Here is a 16,938-nt window from a genome sequence, read left to right on the forward strand (position 1 = left end):
AAGTTTAAACTACAAATTTAAGATTATTTCAATTCCTCTTCTTCGAAGTTTGTTAGTCTTAAATCAGGTAAAGATCCTGAATTTAAAATATATGTAAAATCTTGCGCTTCATATAAACTAAAAGTAGTTATTTCAAATACGCCTGTAGAAATTGCTCCAGAAACAATACCTGGATCTGCATAAACCATATCATTTCCTACAATCGCTATTTTAAAATGTTTTACAAATGCTTTTTCTGTTAACTCCTTCCATTTTTCAGTGCCTTCATCATTAAATTTAACTATTACACTAAACCTTCCAAAAATATTTGGTTCGTAATACGCCTTTTCAATAATATCACCTTCCAAAATCGGTTTTCCTCCTTTTTCTAATTTTACTGCATAAAGAAATAATTCATCCTCAGGATCCTCTTCTTTTTTACTCCAAAAAAAACTAACATCTTCCTTATTAATAGGTAAAAGTGAGTGGAGATTTTGATTAGACAAGTATTTATTCACCGTTGAAGTGTCTTTTTCAGAAATATACAAAATAACTGCTCTTTCATCATTTTTTATTGTCATCTTATCATCAAGATCAAATAAAGGGCTTTTTCCTATAAGCTTCTCCTTTTTCAACAATTTCCTTAATTCACCGACAAACTTTATCAGATCTCTTCTATAAAACGCTTCATAAAACTTAAGTTCCCCATTATGCAATAGTAAACTTTTTATTCTTTCAGGATCACTCTTAGTTATTAATTCAATAGAAACCTCATTATTCTTAGTTCCATTATAAAACTGTGTTTTTTTGGAAACACCTTGTAACCTTCTACTTAATGTTTGGATAATTTTTTCGGTATAAGCTTTATTATCTACATTATGTTTTGCATCGAATTGAAGTGTAACATTAAGTTTCTTATAGGTCTGTTGCCCTGAAGCGCTTGAAACAACAAATAACAACAATATACTTATTCCAAAGGCTTTGTAAAATATCATAAAAAGATTTTAAATTAAAAAAAACAAAGCTGCAATAAAGCAGCTTTTATTTATACATATAACTTAGATTCTAAAATATAATTACAGTTCTAGCAATCCATTAGTTTTCTTAACACCTTCTGCGCTCTCAGCTAATTTAGCTTTTTCAGCATCACTCAGTTCGATTTCAACGATTTTTTCGATTCCATTTCGACCTAATACTACTGGAGTTCCAATACAAAGGTCATTTAAGCCATATTCACCTTCTAATAATGTAGAACAAGGGAAGATTTTCTTCTGATCGCAAGCAATAGCTTGCACAAGTCCAGACACTGCTGCTCCTGGTGCATACCATGCAGATGTTCCTAATAATTTAGTAAGTGTAGCTCCACCTACTTTAGTATCTGCAGCTACCTGCTCTAATCTATCATTAGAAATAAATTCTGAAACTGGCACGCTATTTCTAGTAGCTAATCTAGTCAAAGGCACCATTCCTTTATCACTGTGACCTCCAATTACCATTCCGTCAACATCAGAGATAGGGGCACCTAACGCTTCTGCTAATCTATATTTGAAACGTGCACTATCCAATGCTCCTCCCATACCAATAATTCTATTCTTAGGAAGATCTGTGGTTTTATGAACCAGATAGGTCATCGTATCCATAGGGTTACTCACCACAATAATAATTGCATTTGGAGAATGCTCTATTAAACTAGAAGATACTGTCTTTACAATTCCTGCGTTGATCCCAATTAACTCCTCACGAGTCATTCCTGGTTTACGTGGAATTCCTGAAGTAATTACAGCAATATCACTTCCTGCAGTTTTAGAATAATCTCCTGTAGTTCCTGTAATTTTTGTATCAAAACCATTAAGAGATGCAGTTTGCATTAAATCCATTGCTTTACCTTCTGCATATCCTTCTTTGATATCTAACAATACTACTTCTGAAGCAAAATCCTTTATGGCTATATATTCGGCGCAACTTGCACCTACTGCACCAGCTCCTACTACTGTAACTTTCATTATGTTGTGTATATTTTTAATTAATATTAATTCGTTGTATTGAAAAAATTTCAATACCTGCGCGAAAATACAAATTCTTTAACGAATTAATTCACAAATACAAGCTAAATTACCACCCAAAAGCGAGTCCAAGAGATAGGTTATTATAATTCTGAAGTGTATAATCCAGATTAGCATTAAAAACTCCAAATTTAACTCTAGCACCAATGGTAGCTTTAACTCCTTTGGTTTTATTCTTTACACTAATAGGATCGGTAATTACATCTGAAGCAAACGGACCGTTTTGAATTTGATACACCCCCAATACATCAGCATCACTTGAACCAAAATAATACCCTAAACCTCCGTAAAAATTAAGTACCGGTAATTTTGTAGACACTATACTAGTAATCAACCAAGAATTAGAATTAAGTTTCACTTCTTGATCAACCCCTGGTAAACCACTACCTGTGTTTATATCATAAAAACCTTTTACATTAGTATACCCTATTAATCCTGCTAGTTTTACCGGCCATCTTTTTAAAGGAAAAACCCAATCTGTAAATTCGTGTTGAAAAGCAACTCCATATAGTTGAATTTCTGCATCTTCTACAGCCTTAATTCTTGGTAAAAAACGCACTTTGATTTCAGTGCTTTTAATAAGACCTAAAGACGCTTGTAAATATCCTGCTGGTATAGAATTAATTGCTGAACTTCCGATACCATCTGGCAAAACTACCTCTAACTCATCAGGATCGCCTTCATTAATAACTACGGTTACATCTCCTTGATTAACCCCAAATGCATTAGTCACTTCTTGACTAGTTTGACCATCTCTAAATGTGATATTAATATAATCTGCCGTATTAAGAATAAAAGATTGCTTTTCTTCTCTTACAAAAGAAAGGTTTCCTACTATGCCCACTTCAAAATGCCAAAGTTTTTTTGTTTTAGCGGTATTATACCAGCCATTAGACATATTATTGACCAAAGACTCACCTGCTGGAACAAAATAATCTGCACTAAACCTTTGAGCATTTGCAATTCCGATCTCAAGAATTTGATCGATATCTGTTTGAGAAGAGGCCAATTGGCCTAGAACCAATGCCAACAATAATGTTAACTTTTTCATTAGATTTGGGTTTTATAGGCGTTGCAATATAAAAAAAATCCGCTATACATAAAGATATAGCGGATTTTGAGTAGATTTATTATGTATTACGCATCAATATTTGCATATACTGCGTTCTTTTCAATAAATTCCCGACGTGGCGGCACCTCGTCTCCCATTAGCATAGAGAAAATACGATCCGCTTCAGTAAGATTATCAATACTTACCTGGCGTAATGTTCTAAACTCTGGATTCATCGTAGTATCCCAAAGTTGCTCTGCATTCATCTCTCCAAGACCTTTGTAACGTTGTATTTTAGAATTTTCTCCAAACTCTCTTACAATTTGATCTCGTTGATCGTCATTCCAAGCATATTGTTTCTTAGCACCTTTTTTCACTAAATATAATGGTGGAGCAGCAATATATATATGTCCCGCTTCAATCAATTCTTTCATATAACGGAAAAAGAATGTTAGTATCAGTGTAGAAATATGACTACCATCGACATCGGCATCACACATAATTACGATTTTATGATAGCGTAATTTTGAAAGGTTTAATGCTTTACTATCTTCTTCTGTACCTATCGTTACACCAAGCGCAGTAAATATATTTTTGATTTCTTCATTCTCAAAAACTTTATGATGCATCGCTTTTTCTACGTTTAGTATTTTTCCACGAAGTGGAAGAATTGCCTGAAACATACGATCACGTCCTTGTTTTGCAGTACCACCTGCAGAATCACCCTCTACAAGAAACACTTCGCATAAAGCCGGATCTTGCTCAGAGCAATCAGATAATTTTCCTGGCAAACCACCAATACTCATAACCGATTTACGTTGCACCATCTCACGCGCTTTTTTAGCGGCATGGCGTGCTTGTGCAGCAAGGATAACTTTTTCTACAATCGTTTTTGCGTCACTTGGGTTTTCTTCTAGATAATTTTCTAACATCTCAGAAACTGCCTGTGAAACTGCAGAAGTAACCTCTCTATTACCCAGCTTAGTTTTGGTCTGCCCTTCGAATTGTGGCTCTGCAACCTTTACAGATACAATTGCTGTTAGTCCTTCTCGGAAATCATCCCCGGCAATTTCGAACTTCAACTTATCTAACATCCCAGAAGCATCTGCATATTTCTTAAGCGTCGAAGTCAATCCTCTTCTAAATCCAGAAAGATGCGTTCCTCCTTCATGAGTATTAATATTATTTACATAAGAGTGAAGATTCTCTGCATATGAATCATTATAGATCATAGCCACTTCTACAGGAATATTATTTTTCTCCCCTTCCATAGAAATTACTTCTCCTATGATAGCACTACGACTTGCATCTAGAAACCTTACAAATTCTTTCAATCCTTCTTCTGAGTGGAATGTTTCTGAAACAACATTACCTTCATCATCTTTATGACGCATATCTGTAAGTGTAATTGTAATACCTTTATTTAGGTATGCCAATTCTCTCATACGACTTGCCAAAGTATCATAATTATACTCGGTTGTTTGTTGAAAAATTGATGTATCCGGTTTGAATGTTACAATAGTACCTCTAAAATCAGTACTTCCTGTTGATTTTACCGGATATAGTGGTTTCCCTCTTTCATATTCTTGCTCCCAAACCTTACCTTCTCTATGCACGTAGGCATGTAAGTGATCAGAAAGTGCATTAACACAGGATACACCTACCCCATGCAAACCTCCAGAAACTTTATAAGAATCTTTATCAAATTTTCCTCCCGCACCAATTTTGGTCATTACAACTTCTAATGCAGAAACACCTTCTTTTTTATGAATCTCAACCGGAATCCCTCGTCCGTTATCTTTTGTTGTGATCGAATTATCTTCGTTTATTGTAACTTCGATGGCGTCACAATGCCCAGCAAGCGCTTCATCAATAGAGTTATCAACTACTTCATACACCAAATGATGCAATCCTCTTACTCCTACATCTCCAATATACATTGATGGACGCATGCGTACATGTTCCATTCCTTCTAACGCCTGAATACTATCGGCAGAATAATTACTTTTTTTGTTTTCTTCGCTCATAAACCAGCTTTATTATTTATGATAATTTTGGTTAACGAACAAAGATAAAAAAACAGTAAAAGGATAAAAGGATTTTATCAAAGATGATTTAAAGAGTTATCAACAATTAATCAAGATTACTACCAGAAAAAACAAAAATGCTCTTAAAACTGATAAAAATAGCCTTAAATGGATTTTATAATAATTTTATAATTTTTAACCTTGAGTGAAATCCCACTATAAAACCACATAAGAAAAAGGCAATTATAAAGAAAATCAAAATATTACATGCACTTCACAATATGTTTACCGATAATGTAAATAAAGTAAAAAAACTTCACTGCGAACTTAAAAACACACATTACGCAAAACGCTTACTAAACAGCTTCTTACGGATACTCATTGGTTAACACAAATTAACATTCTTTAAAATAATTTTAACCAGTTGATTTGTAATAACTAGAACAACAATCTAGTTATGTCAGCTATAAAAAACACAAACAAACTCAAATTTTAAATTCAAAATGAAAACAAAAAAATTAATTTACTTAGGAAAAGTTACAGCAATATGCTTAGGGCTTTTTGCAGCTTCATGTTCTAATGAAAGCTTTGAAGAAACTCTTCCGGAAACTTCAGAAGCTCCTCAATTAGTAGAAAAGTACTTTAGAGGAAATCTAATAGAAGTAGAAGAACTCGACAATGGAATGTTTAAATGGGGAGATGTAGAATTTACTCCAGAACAATTACAAGACGAAGAAATTGTTAACGATCCTAACCTAGCTCCTAACGAAATTGATGCCAAGCTCGGTCTCGCTTCTGGGGTTAGAAAATGGCCTAATAACACCATTATATATGTATTAGACGGTAGTCTTACTAGCAATCAACGTGACGTTACTTTTAGATCTATGGAAGAATGGACCACTAAAACCAATATTAGATTCAAAGAAAGAACTAATGAAAATTACTATGTAACCATTAGAAATAGTGGTCGAAATTGTAATTGTGCATCGGCTAGTTTAGGAGTACAGGGCACAAGAGGAACAATAAATATGGGAGTAAGAACTGGTACAGGAGTAATGACTCATGAAATCGGACATACACTAGGGTATCTACATGAACAAAATCGTAGTGATAGAGATCAATTTGTTGATATTTTTCCTGAAAACATTCAAGATGGTGCAATAAGCCAATTTAGAGTAGATAGAAATTCGGTTAATCCAGGTCCTTTTGATGTTAGATCGATCATGATTTACAGCAGCTTCACTTTTAGTAAGAATCGTCAACCTGTAATGTTAGAGAAAGACGGAAGTCGTATCCCTTTTAGAAGTGTATTATCTGCTGGAGATATTGCAGGTACCAACAAACTTTACCCAGCCGGAGACGGTGGAGGTGGAGGTGGAGACACTGATACTTGCGAAGGCGTTGAAGAATGGGTAAGAGGTCAGCGATACGAAGTTGGAGATCGCGTAACATATCAAGGTTCTTTATACGAAAGAGATTTCTCTAGATGGAATCTTATCAAAGAATGTGACACCACTACACCACCTGCAGACATTTGCGCGGGAGTTAACGAATATAGCAGAAACACCAGATACACTCCTGGAGATAAAGTTACTTACAGAGGATCTTTATATGAACTCCAAAGTAACTTTAGATGGTCTAATCAAGGTAGATGTGGAAACTAAAAAATCCTGATGCTCCAAAAAACACTTAATCAAACACTATTTAATTAGTAAATAAGAAGACTATAGGAAATCTATAGTCTTCTTTAGTTATATACAACAATTTTAAAACCCCTAAGAACATGTTCTTAGGGGTTATAAATCTCAATTAACTCAACGTACAGTTTTAAAACAAACTGATGTCTTTACATATAGTGATCTCTAATACGCTTCTTCATGAACAGCAGCTACCGCTCTACCACTAGGGTCATTCATATTCTTAAAAGCTTCATCCCATTCTAGCGCAATTTTAGTACTACACGCTACTGATGGTTCTTGCGGAACACTTAGAGCCGCGGCATCACTCGGGAAATGGCCTTCAAATATAGAACGATAATAAAACTCTTCTTTATTTTGTGGTGTTTGTATCGGGAATCTAAAATGGGCATTTGCCATTTGCTCATCAGATACTTCTCTTTCAACCACTTCTTTTAATGTATCAATCCAGCTATACCCTACTCCATCAGAGAATTGTTCTTTTTGTCTCCAAGCTACACTTTCTGGCAGATAGGATTCAAACGCTTTACGGATAACCCATTTCTCCATTCGTTCTCCATTAATCATTTTGTCTTTTGGGTTAATACGCATGGCTACATCCATAAATTCTTTATCCAAAAATGGCACTCTACCTTCTATACCCCATGCTGCAAGTGATTTGTTTGCACGTAAACAGTCATACATATGCAATTTATCCAACTTACGTACCGTCTCATCATGAAACTCTTGAGCACTCGGTGCTTTATGAAAATATAAATAGCCTCCAAAAATCTCATCAGCTCCTTCACCAGACAATACCATTTTTACTCCCATTGATTTAATAACTCTTGCCATTAGATACATAGGCGTTGACGCTCTTATTGTAGTAATATCATAAGTTTCAAGATTGTAAATTACATCTTTTATCGCATCTAAACCTTCCTGGATTGTAAATTTAATTTCGTGATGAACTGTCCCGATATGATCCGCTACTTTTTGTGCAGCTGCCAAATCTGGAGAACCTTCTAAACCTACTGAAAAAGAATGTAATTGTGGCCACCAAGCTTCTTTAGCATCATCAGATTCAATTCGTTTATCTGCATATTTTTTAGCAATAGCAGAGGTAACTGAAGAATCTAAACCACCTGAGAGTAATACCCCATAAGGAACATCAGACATTAACTGTCTATGAACTGCTGCTTCTAAAGCATCTCTTACTTCATCAATACTTGTTTGATTTTCTTGTACTGCACTATAGTCTGACCAATCTCTAACATACCATTTTTTTGGCGCGCCATCTTCGCTAGACATATAATGACCTGGAGGGAATAATTCTATCTTAGTACAAACTCCTTCAAGAGCTTTTAGTTCTGAAGCTACATAAAATGTTCCGTTTTGATCCCAACCCATATATAAAGGTATAATACCCATATGGTCTCTTGCAATTAAATAGGTATCCTTTTCTACATCATATAGGGCAAAAGCAAAAATACCATTCAACTCATCTATAAAATCAGCTCCTTTCTCTTTATACAAAGCCAAAATCACTTCACAATCAGAGTTTGTCTGAAAATTATACTTTCCTTCAAACTGCTTACGAAGCTCTCTGTGATTATATATCTCGCCATTAGCCGCTAAGACTAATTTCTTGTCTTCACTAAATAAAGGTTGTTTTCCAGAAGCTGGATCAACAATAGCCAATCGTTCATGCGCCAATATTGCTTTTTCACTTGCATATATACCATTCCAATCTGGCCCACGATGGCGAATTTTCTTAGACATTTCTAATAATTGAGGCCTTAGTACCTCTACATCTTGCTTTAAATCAAAAGCGGTAACAATTCCACACATACTGATAATAATTTATGTTAGTTAATAGTTCAAAGATTTATATATAGTTAATAAATAAAAACAATAATACAACTTTTGATTTAAATTTGAAACATATAATTTAAAAAAACATAAAAATTGAAACCAAAATACAATTATCACCCTATACCTACTATCAAATTGTTATTTGAAACATTTAACAGAATTTATAGACTCGATTAACATTTAACACATTACTTCAGGTATATCTTTACATTCAAGAAAAAATTCAAAATCACTATTATGAAAAAATCACTCTTATTAGTTGCTATTATGTTTATAGGAACTTTAACAACAATGAATGCACAAAAATTTGCCGGGTTGCAAAAGAGTCCTACAGATATTTCTTATGCAAAAGCTGATAGAAATGCTAAACCAGAAATTAAGGTTGTTTATAGTCGTCCGCAAAAAAAGGGAAGAGCAATATTCGGAGACCTGGTTAAGTTTGACAAAGTATGGAGAACGGGAGCCGATGAGGCCACAGAGATTAAGTTTTTTAAAGACGTAAAAATGGGAGATCAATCTATCAAAGCAGGAACGTATTCTTTATATACTATTCCTGGCGAAAAAGAATGGACTATTATAATTAATTCTGATCTGGATAGTTGGGGTGCTTACTCTTATGATAAAGGCAAAGATGTGGCTAGAATAAAAGTTCCCGCTGCCTCTGGAGATGCTTTAGAAGCATTCTCAATTGCATTTAAAAAAGTTGACAAAGGTTATCATATGGTTATGGGTTGGGACACTGCCCGCGTAGAAGTTCCTTTTTATATGTAAGTATAGGTTACCTACTAATAGAACAAAAAAGTAGCTCGGTTATCATAACCGAGCTACTTTTTTAAATAAATTATATTATGCCCCTAAATATAATTGATTTTGATTATCCCGAATGAGATAATAATATCTTTTCAATACTATCTATGAATAGCATGACCTGATGCTCCAGGTAATTCTCTTAGAAAATCCATTACAATTCTAAAAGTTAATCTAAATTTCGTGTAAAATAGCCCCATATTTTTATATTAAATTAATATTACTCAAATATACCACCCAAATTAGGTGATGTCAATATTTTTTAAAGCTTTTAGATATAATTTTAGATTTTATCGATTATCGACACAAAAAACTAAATATCAGAAAGTTCCAATGTTCAATATTGGTGTTTTTTACAAGGAAAATGGGGTAATTTCCCCTAATCCCTTATTATATATACCAATTATTTAAGACAATAATCCCGTTTTTATCTATTTGCTTCCCTTTTTAGATTTCTCTAAAATTATTATCTATGAATTGCATTACTGCAAGCCGAAGGCAATTGTTTTAAAAAAGATTTTAATGCTGCTATATCAATCACCATAATACCGTAAAATAACTTCATAATCATTTGATTTATAATTCGTTATACAAAGATAACAGGTATCCTTCCTGATGAAAAAAAATTAACACAGAGAAAGCAATATTTTAGACCAAAACTAATTTTAGCACGATATAAAGCATGAAAGTTTTTAGACATGCTAATTTTTGAAGAAATATCTTACAGCTTAAAGTAATTATTTAGGGGGATTTTCCCCCTTTTTACAAGTACACAAATACTATAAAAGCACTCACAAGTTCTGAAAAGAGGTAGTTATATATAATCCATTTATATGAATATTAAAAAAAAGACCGTACATATATGTACAGTCTTTTCTATTAAATAATAAACATTTTTTTAAAATTCAGCTATTTTTCTTTATTATTTGCGCATTGTATACATCGATGCTCCTGGAAGATCCTTTATAAATCTTACTACTGCACTAAAGTCTAGCCCCCTGAAAGTAAAAATAGAATTCATACGTTTTTATTAAAAGTTAATTACTTTAAAATTAACAGGATAGCAGCAAACGATTAACATAAAAATGTGAAAAATATTTTTTATTTGACATCGCATAACTTTTTATAGATAAAACTCAACGCTCTCCTGTTAAATGTATTTTTATTGTACTAAAAAACCTACAAAATCTTAAAAAATTCAAATGCAACACCATTTTTGAAGTATGGAAAAACCATAATAAAAAAATTCAAGAGAGATTAAAACATCTAAAAACGACAGAAACGTTTATTTTTCTTTAAGGAATATTTAAATATTTGTGAGTTTGAAGAGAAACTTTCCATTTTGGGTTATTCATCACATAATCAACTATTAAAGGGATCATTTTTTCGCGTACACTCCATTCTGGTTGAAGGTATAATATGCAATCCTCGGAAACTTTGGCTGCTTGTTCTTCTGCAAACTTAAAATCGTTCTTATTATAAACAATACATTTCAATTCGTGGGCTTCATTATATATTGCTTCTTCTGGTAGCTTTACTTTTTTAGGAGAAAGACAAATCCAATCCCATTCTCCTGTAAGTGGATATGCTCCTGATGTTTCTATATGTGTTTTAGCATTTCTATTTTTAAGTTCTTTGGTAAGTAGTGTCATATCCCAGGTTAAAGGCTCTCCTCCTGTTACCACAACAACATCACTATACTTCGTTGCATTTTGAACAATTTTTTCTGTAGCTGTTGGAGGATGTAGATCAGCATTCCAGCTTTCTTTAACATCGCACCAATGACAACCTACATCACACCCCCCTATTCTAATAAAATATGCAGCTGTTCCTTTATGATAGCCTTCACCTTGAATTGTATAAAATTCTTCCATTAAAGGAAGCATTTTTCCTTCATTTACCAATTTTTGTATACTCTCTTGCATAAGTTTGCAAAGGTACGTAACATTAGAGAATTATTTAGCAAATCTCTAAAGCTAATACTGTTTAATACGTATTATTTTTTGGCGGCAATACATTCAATTTCAATCTTGGCTCCAACAGCCAAACCTTTGGCCGCAAAAGTAGTGCGAGCGGGTTTTTGTGGAAAATACGTTTTGTACACTTTATTAAAGGCAGAAAAATCATTAATATCTGAAAGAATCACAGTGCATTTTACAACATTATCCATCCCCATATTATGATGTTTTAATACAGCTTTAATATTCTCTAATGTTTGTTTGGTTTCGGCCTTGATGCCACCATCAACTAATGTTCTGGTTGTATGATCCATTCCAACCTGACCTGATAAAAAATATAGATTTCCAACCTGTACAATATCAGAAAAAGGAGTTTCAGATTTTTTAGGTTCATGCGACTTATAAAAATTAATGGTAGTAGTATCTGAATTACAACTAAACAATAAAATACTAATAACTACAACTAAAAATGTATTCTTCATAATTAAAAAAATTAAAACTACGTTTTGCGTGGATTGTTCAGCATTAAAAATACCCTATAATTTTATTCATTCAAACTTTTATAATTATAATCATGAAAATCTAAAAAAAATCTAGGCGCTTTACTAGGTTTTGTTGTTTCAAAAAGATTTGTCAAGATATACTTTCATGAAGTTATACTCAAATTTCTTGTTGTTCGTTTCAATAGAAAAGTTAAGATTCATATTTTTATCAAAAAATACATCTATTATGAGTGACAATCAGGCATTTCTTGATCATATCAATCAAGGGTATACAACCAAAGGTGATTTTATAACAATGGGAGCCGCCATGCACGAAGGCGAAACCATAACAAATGCACATGTAAAAATACCTTTAAAGACGTTAAATCGTCATGGATTGATTGCAGGAGCTACAGGTACGGGTAAAACTAAAACATTACAAGTGATTGCCGAAAACCTTAGTGAAAAAGGGATTCCTGTGCTACTAATGGATATCAAAGGAGATTTAAGCGGTATAGCAGCAGCTAGCCCGGGACATCCAAAAATTGATGAGCGTCATGAAAAAATTGGAATTCCTTTTGAAGCTAAAGAATTTCCTGTAGAAATTCTCTCATTGTCCGAGCAAGATGGTGTAAGACTTAGAGCTACAGTAAGCGAGTTCGGCCCCGTACTCTTATCCAGGATTTTGGACGTTACTGAAACGCAAGCCGGTATTCTTTCTATAATCTTTAAGTATTGTGATGATAATAAATTGCCTTTGCTGGATCTAAAAGATTTGAAAAAAGTATTGCAATTTTCTACTGCTGAAGGTAAAAAAGAATTAGAGAAAGACTATGGCCGAATTTCTTCTGCATCAACAGGTTCTATTCTTCGTAAAATTGTTGAATTAGAGCAACAAGGCGCAGATATTTTCTTTGGAGAAAAATCATTTGAAGTTGATGATTTATGTCGTGTTGATGAAAATGGCAGAGGAGTAATCAATATCATTAGATTAACAGATATACAAGACAGGCCTAAGTTATTTTCAACGTTTATGCTTAGTCTACTAGCCGAGATCTATGGAACGTTTCCAGAGCAAGGTGATAGCGACAGACCAGAGTTAGTTATATTTCTTGATGAAGCCCATCTGATTTTTAAACAAGCCTCAAATGCGTTAATGGATCAGATCGAAAGTATCGTAAAATTGATACGCTCAAAAGGTGTGGGATTGTATTTTGTGACTCAAAATCCAACTGATGTTCCTGATGGTGTATTAGGGCAACTAGGGCTTAAAGTTCAACATGCGCTTAGAGCATTTACGGCCAAAGATCGTAAAGCAATAAAACTTACAGCTGAAAATTATCCCGAGTCAGAATATTATGATACAAAAGAGATGCTAACATCATTAGGAATAGGAGAGGCATTAGTTTCTGCATTAGACGAAAAAGGACGCCCTACTCCACTTGCAGCTACCATGCTAAGAGCACCTATGAGTAGAATGGATGTTTTAACAGATACTGAACTAAAAGCTTTATTAAAAAAATCAAGACTCAGCTCAAAATATAATGAAGATGTAGATAGAGAAAGTGCATATGAGCTATTATCAAAAAAGATAGAAAAAGCTGAAGCTGAAGAAGCCAAAGCCGCTGCCAAAAAAGAAAGAGAAAAACTTAACAGAAGTTCTTCCAGTTCTAGATCAAAAAGCAGACGAACGAGTGCCACCGAAAAAGCAGTCATAAAAGTTCTAACTAGTGCTACCTTTATTAGAGGAGCTCTGGGGGTATTAAATAAGTTGTTGAAATAAGTCTAAACACAAATACAACATTCGGATTAATCAAGTAATTCTTATTCCGAATTTTATCTATCAATAGAAAACTAAAATTATATGCAGATGAAATAATTTACGTTACTATTTTAGAACTAATTATAATCAATACACCATGAAAAGCAGAATTTTTCAAATACTTTTAATTTCAGTACTTCTTACAGGATGTCAAAAAGAGGAAAAACAAAGCCCATTTGATATCTCTAATAACCGAATAGGGTTTTTAACTAATGAAATCAAGGTGAGTCAATTAGATTCGGTTTTCGCAAATGACTCTATTGCAAAAGCAATTACAAATAAGAATTCTTTGAGCAGTTCTAATGAAATTGAAATCTACGAAAAAGGAGGCGCTAAACTTCTGGTATTAGAGGTGAAAAACGAATCTGATCCTTCATCAACTATTGAAAACATACAAATTATAGACCCAAGGTATAAAACCAGTTCTGGTTTATCTTCGGGTGGTGTTTTTAAAAATATTAAAGACCATTATACCATTTCAAAAATAAACAATACGCTAAGCACTGCTGTAATTTTTGTTGATAGTATTCAAGCATATTTTACGATTGACAAAAAAGAATTACCTAAAAAATTTCAAAATACAACAGATGCTAAAATCGATGTTTCAGATATACCTGATTCGGCAAAAATTAAACATTTCTGGATTAGTTGGGATGCTAGTAACTAGCGATCTAAATAAATGTAAATTACATGTTTAAAATTTAGAAGGTATCCTAAAGAGTGTAAAAAATCACATTTTTTTAAATAAATCTTATACTTTTGAACATGGCAAAAAATTATAGTATTCAAAAATCTCCATTCCTTGTCCCCACGACCGATGGAAAATTGATTGAAGAGCATTTTGGAAAAGCTACAGATGGTAATTCTGAAATCAGTATCGCCCATATGATTGCACCTTCCGAATGGAGCGAACCCTTCCAAACTCCAGAATTTGATGAATACACATACATCATTCGTGGTAAAAAGCAGTTTATTATAGATGATGAAAAAATAATATTAGAATCTGGTCAATCTATTAAAATCAAAAAAAATACAAGGATTCAATATTCTAACCCCTTTGATGAGGAGTGCGAATATCTTGCCATTTGTCTTCCTGCATTTACACCCGAAACCGTACACCGCGAAGATGAATGAAAGAAAAGTTTAAAAAATATCTACCTGTATTAATTGGAAAGTATATTCTGTTCTTATTCTTTTTTTCTAAAAAAAAGGCACTGAATAAGGCTTATGTACTGTTTTGCACCCCTCGAAAAGGCAAAATACTACCCGAACAGGAGGATTTTCTTGAAGATGCCGAAGATGAAATCGTGCTTGTTGAAAATCTCCAGATTCAGACGTACAGATGGTCAAGTTTGGGTGAAACAATCCTATTAATTCATGGATGGGAGAGTAATGCGCATCGTTGGAAAGCACTTATCAAAAAGTTACATACACAAGGCTATAATGTGATTGCATTTGATGCTCCTGCGCATGGAAACTCTTCAGGGAAAATCCTTAATGTCCCATTATATACAAAGTGCCTTCAAAAAATTGTTGAATTATATCGCCCAAATTATCTTTTGGGCCATTCTGTAGGTGGAATGACAACAATATTTCATCAATATACCTACCCAAACTCAGAGATAGAAAAATTAATTGTATTAGCGCCTCCTGGTGAATTGGCTAGAATCATGAAAGGATATCAAGAAATATTGCAGCTTTCGCCCAAATTCATGAAAGCTCTTGATCAATATTTTAAGGATAAACATGGTTTTTATTTTGAAGAATTCTCTGCTGCTCACTTTATCAAAAATATTACACATAAAGGGTTATTAATTCATGACAAACATGACGATGTTGCACCTTATATAGAAGCAGAAGCCATCTCAAAAAACTGGAATGGAGTACAATTTATCTCTACTGAAGATTATGGGCATTCATTATTCTTTGATGAAGTAGATGCTATGATTATTGATTTTCTAAAAGTATAAAAACATATAGATCGCATTTATACTTCTTATACTATATATATACTATGATTTTGTTTACCACCACACCCTCTCTTGGATATTAATCCCTCATTAAACTTTAAAAAAGAACATTTCACTCATTTATTGAGGTAGTTTACTCATTCTTACTTTCTACAAAAGTATTCTGAATATAGGTTTGTAAAAAATAAAATCACTACACTATGAAAAATACAATTCACATCCTATTTATATTAATCTGCTCTCATACTTTTGCTCAAATGAAAGGAAATGCTACGATTTCCAGGCAAAATATAATGTCTTCCAAAAAATTAGGTAATGCAGAAATCTATAGAGACGACATTGAAGAATTTAGAAAACAAGATTTAGTTACAAATCCGACACTAACTATCGATGTAAAAGTATTAAACAATATCATTGCAGATTCATATACAGCCGTTTTTAATATGGTTCAAATTGGTGAAACATCTGAAGAAGCCAATAAACTCATGAATGACAGAATAACCAAAGTAAAAAATAAACTAATCTCTAAGGGTATTTTAGAAAAGGATATTGTTATTGATGTTATATCTTTTGTACCTGTTTATGAAACGGTTATAGAAAAAAAGATCTTTAGTACTAAATACAATGAAGTGCCTAAAGGTTTTGAATTACAGCAAAACTTACACATAAAATTCAATAATGTAAATCAGTTTCAGGAAATACTTTCCGCATGTGCTAATAATGAAATATACAACCTGGTAAAAGTAGATTATTTCATAAATGATATTCAAGCCGTATATAAACAATTACGCACCGAAATATTAAAGAATTTAAAAGAAAAACAACAATTTTATAATGACTTAGGTTTTGATTTAACATTATATGATCCAACTATGGCAGATACAAAATACTGTCACTTTCCTAAAGAGTTTTATAAAAGTTATCAAGCGTTTAGTAGCACATCATTAGAAGCATTACGGAAGAGACAAGGTATCGTAACCGCAAAAAAACAAACTACATATTATTATGAGCCGATATCCTTTAAAGACTATGATGTAGTTATCAATCCATCAATACTAGAACCTGCTATTCAAATAGGGATGGAAATAAAGTTGCAATACACACCAAAACAGGAAGAAAAAGAACCAGTAAAAGCTGAGCCTATATTTCCAAAATATTTCTTAGTATCTCCAAATGGAAATATCGATATCAAAGAATTAAAATTAGAGCAATAATCTTGATCAAGGTT

Annotated in this window: 14 protein-coding genes; 7 read left to right on the forward strand and 7 right to left on the reverse strand. The window is 33.0% G+C overall.

Annotated features, from left to right (window positions below; all coding sequences use genetic code 11):
• Positions 1-23: 23 nt before the first annotated feature.
• The 4 genes from JJQ60_RS18855 to gyrB form a co-directional block, all read right to left on the reverse strand.
• Complete coding sequence (locus JJQ60_RS18855) at positions 24-974, reverse strand: SecDF P1 head subdomain-containing protein (protein WP_201923861.1); 951 nt, start codon at positions 972-974, stop codon at positions 24-26.
• Between the two features lie 81 nt (positions 975-1,055).
• Positions 1,056-1,982, reverse strand: coding sequence for a malate dehydrogenase (gene mdh, locus JJQ60_RS18860; RefSeq protein WP_201923863.1), 927 nt, complete (start codon positions 1,980-1,982; stop codon positions 1,056-1,058).
• A gap of 109 nt (positions 1,983-2,091) precedes the next feature.
• Positions 2,092-3,093 (reverse strand): DUF6588 family protein, encoded by a 1,002-nt coding sequence (locus tag JJQ60_RS18865; protein ID WP_201923865.1) that lies wholly within the window; start codon positions 3,091-3,093, stop codon positions 2,092-2,094.
• An 86-nt stretch (positions 3,094-3,179) separates the two neighbouring features.
• Positions 3,180-5,120: a DNA topoisomerase (ATP-hydrolyzing) subunit B gene (gyrB, locus tag JJQ60_RS18870; RefSeq protein WP_201923867.1), complete on the reverse strand. Its 1,941-nt coding sequence runs from the start codon at positions 5,118-5,120 to the stop codon at positions 3,180-3,182.
• Between the two features lie 503 nt (positions 5,121-5,623).
• Between gyrB and JJQ60_RS18875 the strand changes: the two genes are divergently transcribed.
• A complete protein-coding gene (locus JJQ60_RS18875) occupies positions 5,624-6,784 on the forward strand; it encodes a M12 family metallopeptidase (protein WP_201923869.1) in 1,161 nt (386 codons plus the stop codon).
• Positions 6,785-6,982: 198 nt separating this feature from the next.
• Here the strand turns inward: JJQ60_RS18875 and asnB are convergent, their stop codons facing one another.
• Positions 6,983-8,647, reverse strand: coding sequence for an asparagine synthase B (asnB, locus tag JJQ60_RS18880; protein ID WP_201923871.1), 1,665 nt, complete (start codon positions 8,645-8,647; stop codon positions 6,983-6,985).
• Between the two features lie 261 nt (positions 8,648-8,908).
• Between asnB and JJQ60_RS18885 the strand changes: the two genes are divergently transcribed.
• Entirely contained in the window at positions 8,909-9,442 is a 534-nt protein-coding gene (locus tag JJQ60_RS18885; protein WP_201923873.1) for a DUF2911 domain-containing protein, read from the forward strand.
• Between the two features lie 1,331 nt (positions 9,443-10,773).
• Here the strand turns inward: JJQ60_RS18885 and JJQ60_RS18890 are convergent.
• On the reverse strand, positions 10,774-11,403 hold the full coding sequence (locus JJQ60_RS18890) for a 7-carboxy-7-deazaguanine synthase QueE (protein ID WP_201923875.1): 630 nt from the start codon (positions 11,401-11,403) through the stop codon (positions 10,774-10,776).
• Between the two features lie 71 nt (positions 11,404-11,474).
• A complete protein-coding gene (locus tag JJQ60_RS18895; RefSeq protein WP_201923876.1) occupies positions 11,475-11,918 on the reverse strand; it encodes a RidA family protein in 444 nt (147 codons plus the stop codon).
• A gap of 247 nt (positions 11,919-12,165) precedes the next feature.
• On the opposite strand from JJQ60_RS18895, the gene JJQ60_RS18900 reads away from it, so the two are divergent.
• The 5 genes from JJQ60_RS18900 to JJQ60_RS18920 all read left to right on the forward strand — a co-directional run bounded on the left by JJQ60_RS18900 (position 12,166) and on the right by JJQ60_RS18920 (position 16,924).
• Positions 12,166-13,701: a helicase HerA-like domain-containing protein gene (locus tag JJQ60_RS18900; protein ID WP_201923878.1), complete on the forward strand. Its 1,536-nt coding sequence runs from the start codon at positions 12,166-12,168 to the stop codon at positions 13,699-13,701.
• Between the two features lie 136 nt (positions 13,702-13,837).
• Positions 13,838-14,407, forward strand: coding sequence for a hypothetical protein (locus JJQ60_RS18905; RefSeq protein ID WP_201923881.1), 570 nt, complete (start codon positions 13,838-13,840; stop codon positions 14,405-14,407).
• A gap of 98 nt (positions 14,408-14,505) precedes the next feature.
• Positions 14,506-14,874, forward strand: a complete 369-nt coding sequence (locus JJQ60_RS18910; protein WP_201923882.1) for a cupin domain-containing protein — start codon at positions 14,506-14,508, stop codon at positions 14,872-14,874.
• The gene (locus tag JJQ60_RS18915; protein WP_201923885.1) at positions 14,871-15,710 is read left to right on the forward strand and encodes an alpha/beta hydrolase; all 840 of its coding nucleotides are present in this window, start codon (positions 14,871-14,873) and stop codon (positions 15,708-15,710) included. The genes JJQ60_RS18910 and JJQ60_RS18915 overlap by 4 nt, the downstream gene beginning before the upstream one ends.
• Before the next feature lie 200 nt (positions 15,711-15,910).
• Entirely contained in the window at positions 15,911-16,924 is a 1,014-nt protein-coding gene (locus tag JJQ60_RS18920) for an SIMPL domain-containing protein (RefSeq protein WP_201923887.1), read from the forward strand.
• Positions 16,925-16,938: the final 14 nt, after the last annotated feature.

The sequence above is a fragment of the Aquimarina mytili genome (assembly GCF_016735115.1).
GTDB lineage: Bacteria > Bacteroidota > Bacteroidia > Flavobacteriales > Flavobacteriaceae > Aquimarina > Aquimarina mytili.

Coding starts and splice junctions, on each gene's coding strand:
- mdh (WP_201923863.1), bottom strand. CDS start 1,982: ATGAAAGTTACAGTAGTAGGAGCTGGTGCAGTAGGTGCAAGTTGCGCC.
- JJQ60_RS18915 (WP_201923885.1), top strand. CDS start 14,871: ATGAAAGAAAAGTTTAAAAAATATCTACCTGTATTAATTGGAAAGTAT.
- JJQ60_RS18890 (WP_201923875.1), bottom strand. CDS start 11,403: ATGCAAGAGAGTATACAAAAATTGGTAAATGAAGGAAAAATGCTTCCT.
- JJQ60_RS18900 (WP_201923878.1), top strand. CDS start 12,166: ATGAGTGACAATCAGGCATTTCTTGATCATATCAATCAAGGGTATACA.
- JJQ60_RS18905 (WP_201923881.1), top strand. CDS start 13,838: ATGAAAAGCAGAATTTTTCAAATACTTTTAATTTCAGTACTTCTTACA.
- JJQ60_RS18895 (WP_201923876.1), bottom strand. CDS start 11,918: ATGAAGAATACATTTTTAGTTGTAGTTATTAGTATTTTATTGTTTAGT.
- JJQ60_RS18920 (WP_201923887.1), top strand. CDS start 15,911: ATGAAAAATACAATTCACATCCTATTTATATTAATCTGCTCTCATACT.
- JJQ60_RS18855 (WP_201923861.1), bottom strand. CDS start 974: ATGATATTTTACAAAGCCTTTGGAATAAGTATATTGTTGTTATTTGTT.
- JJQ60_RS18875 (WP_201923869.1), top strand. CDS start 5,624: ATGAAAACAAAAAAATTAATTTACTTAGGAAAAGTTACAGCAATATGC.
- JJQ60_RS18910 (WP_201923882.1), top strand. CDS start 14,506: ATGGCAAAAAATTATAGTATTCAAAAATCTCCATTCCTTGTCCCCACG.
- JJQ60_RS18865 (WP_201923865.1), bottom strand. CDS start 3,093: ATGAAAAAGTTAACATTATTGTTGGCATTGGTTCTAGGCCAATTGGCC.
- asnB (WP_201923871.1), bottom strand. CDS start 8,647: ATGTGTGGAATTGTTACCGCTTTTGATTTAAAGCAAGATGTAGAGGTA.
- gyrB (WP_201923867.1), bottom strand. CDS start 5,120: ATGAGCGAAGAAAACAAAAAAAGTAATTATTCTGCCGATAGTATTCAG.
- JJQ60_RS18885 (WP_201923873.1), top strand. CDS start 8,909: ATGAAAAAATCACTCTTATTAGTTGCTATTATGTTTATAGGAACTTTA.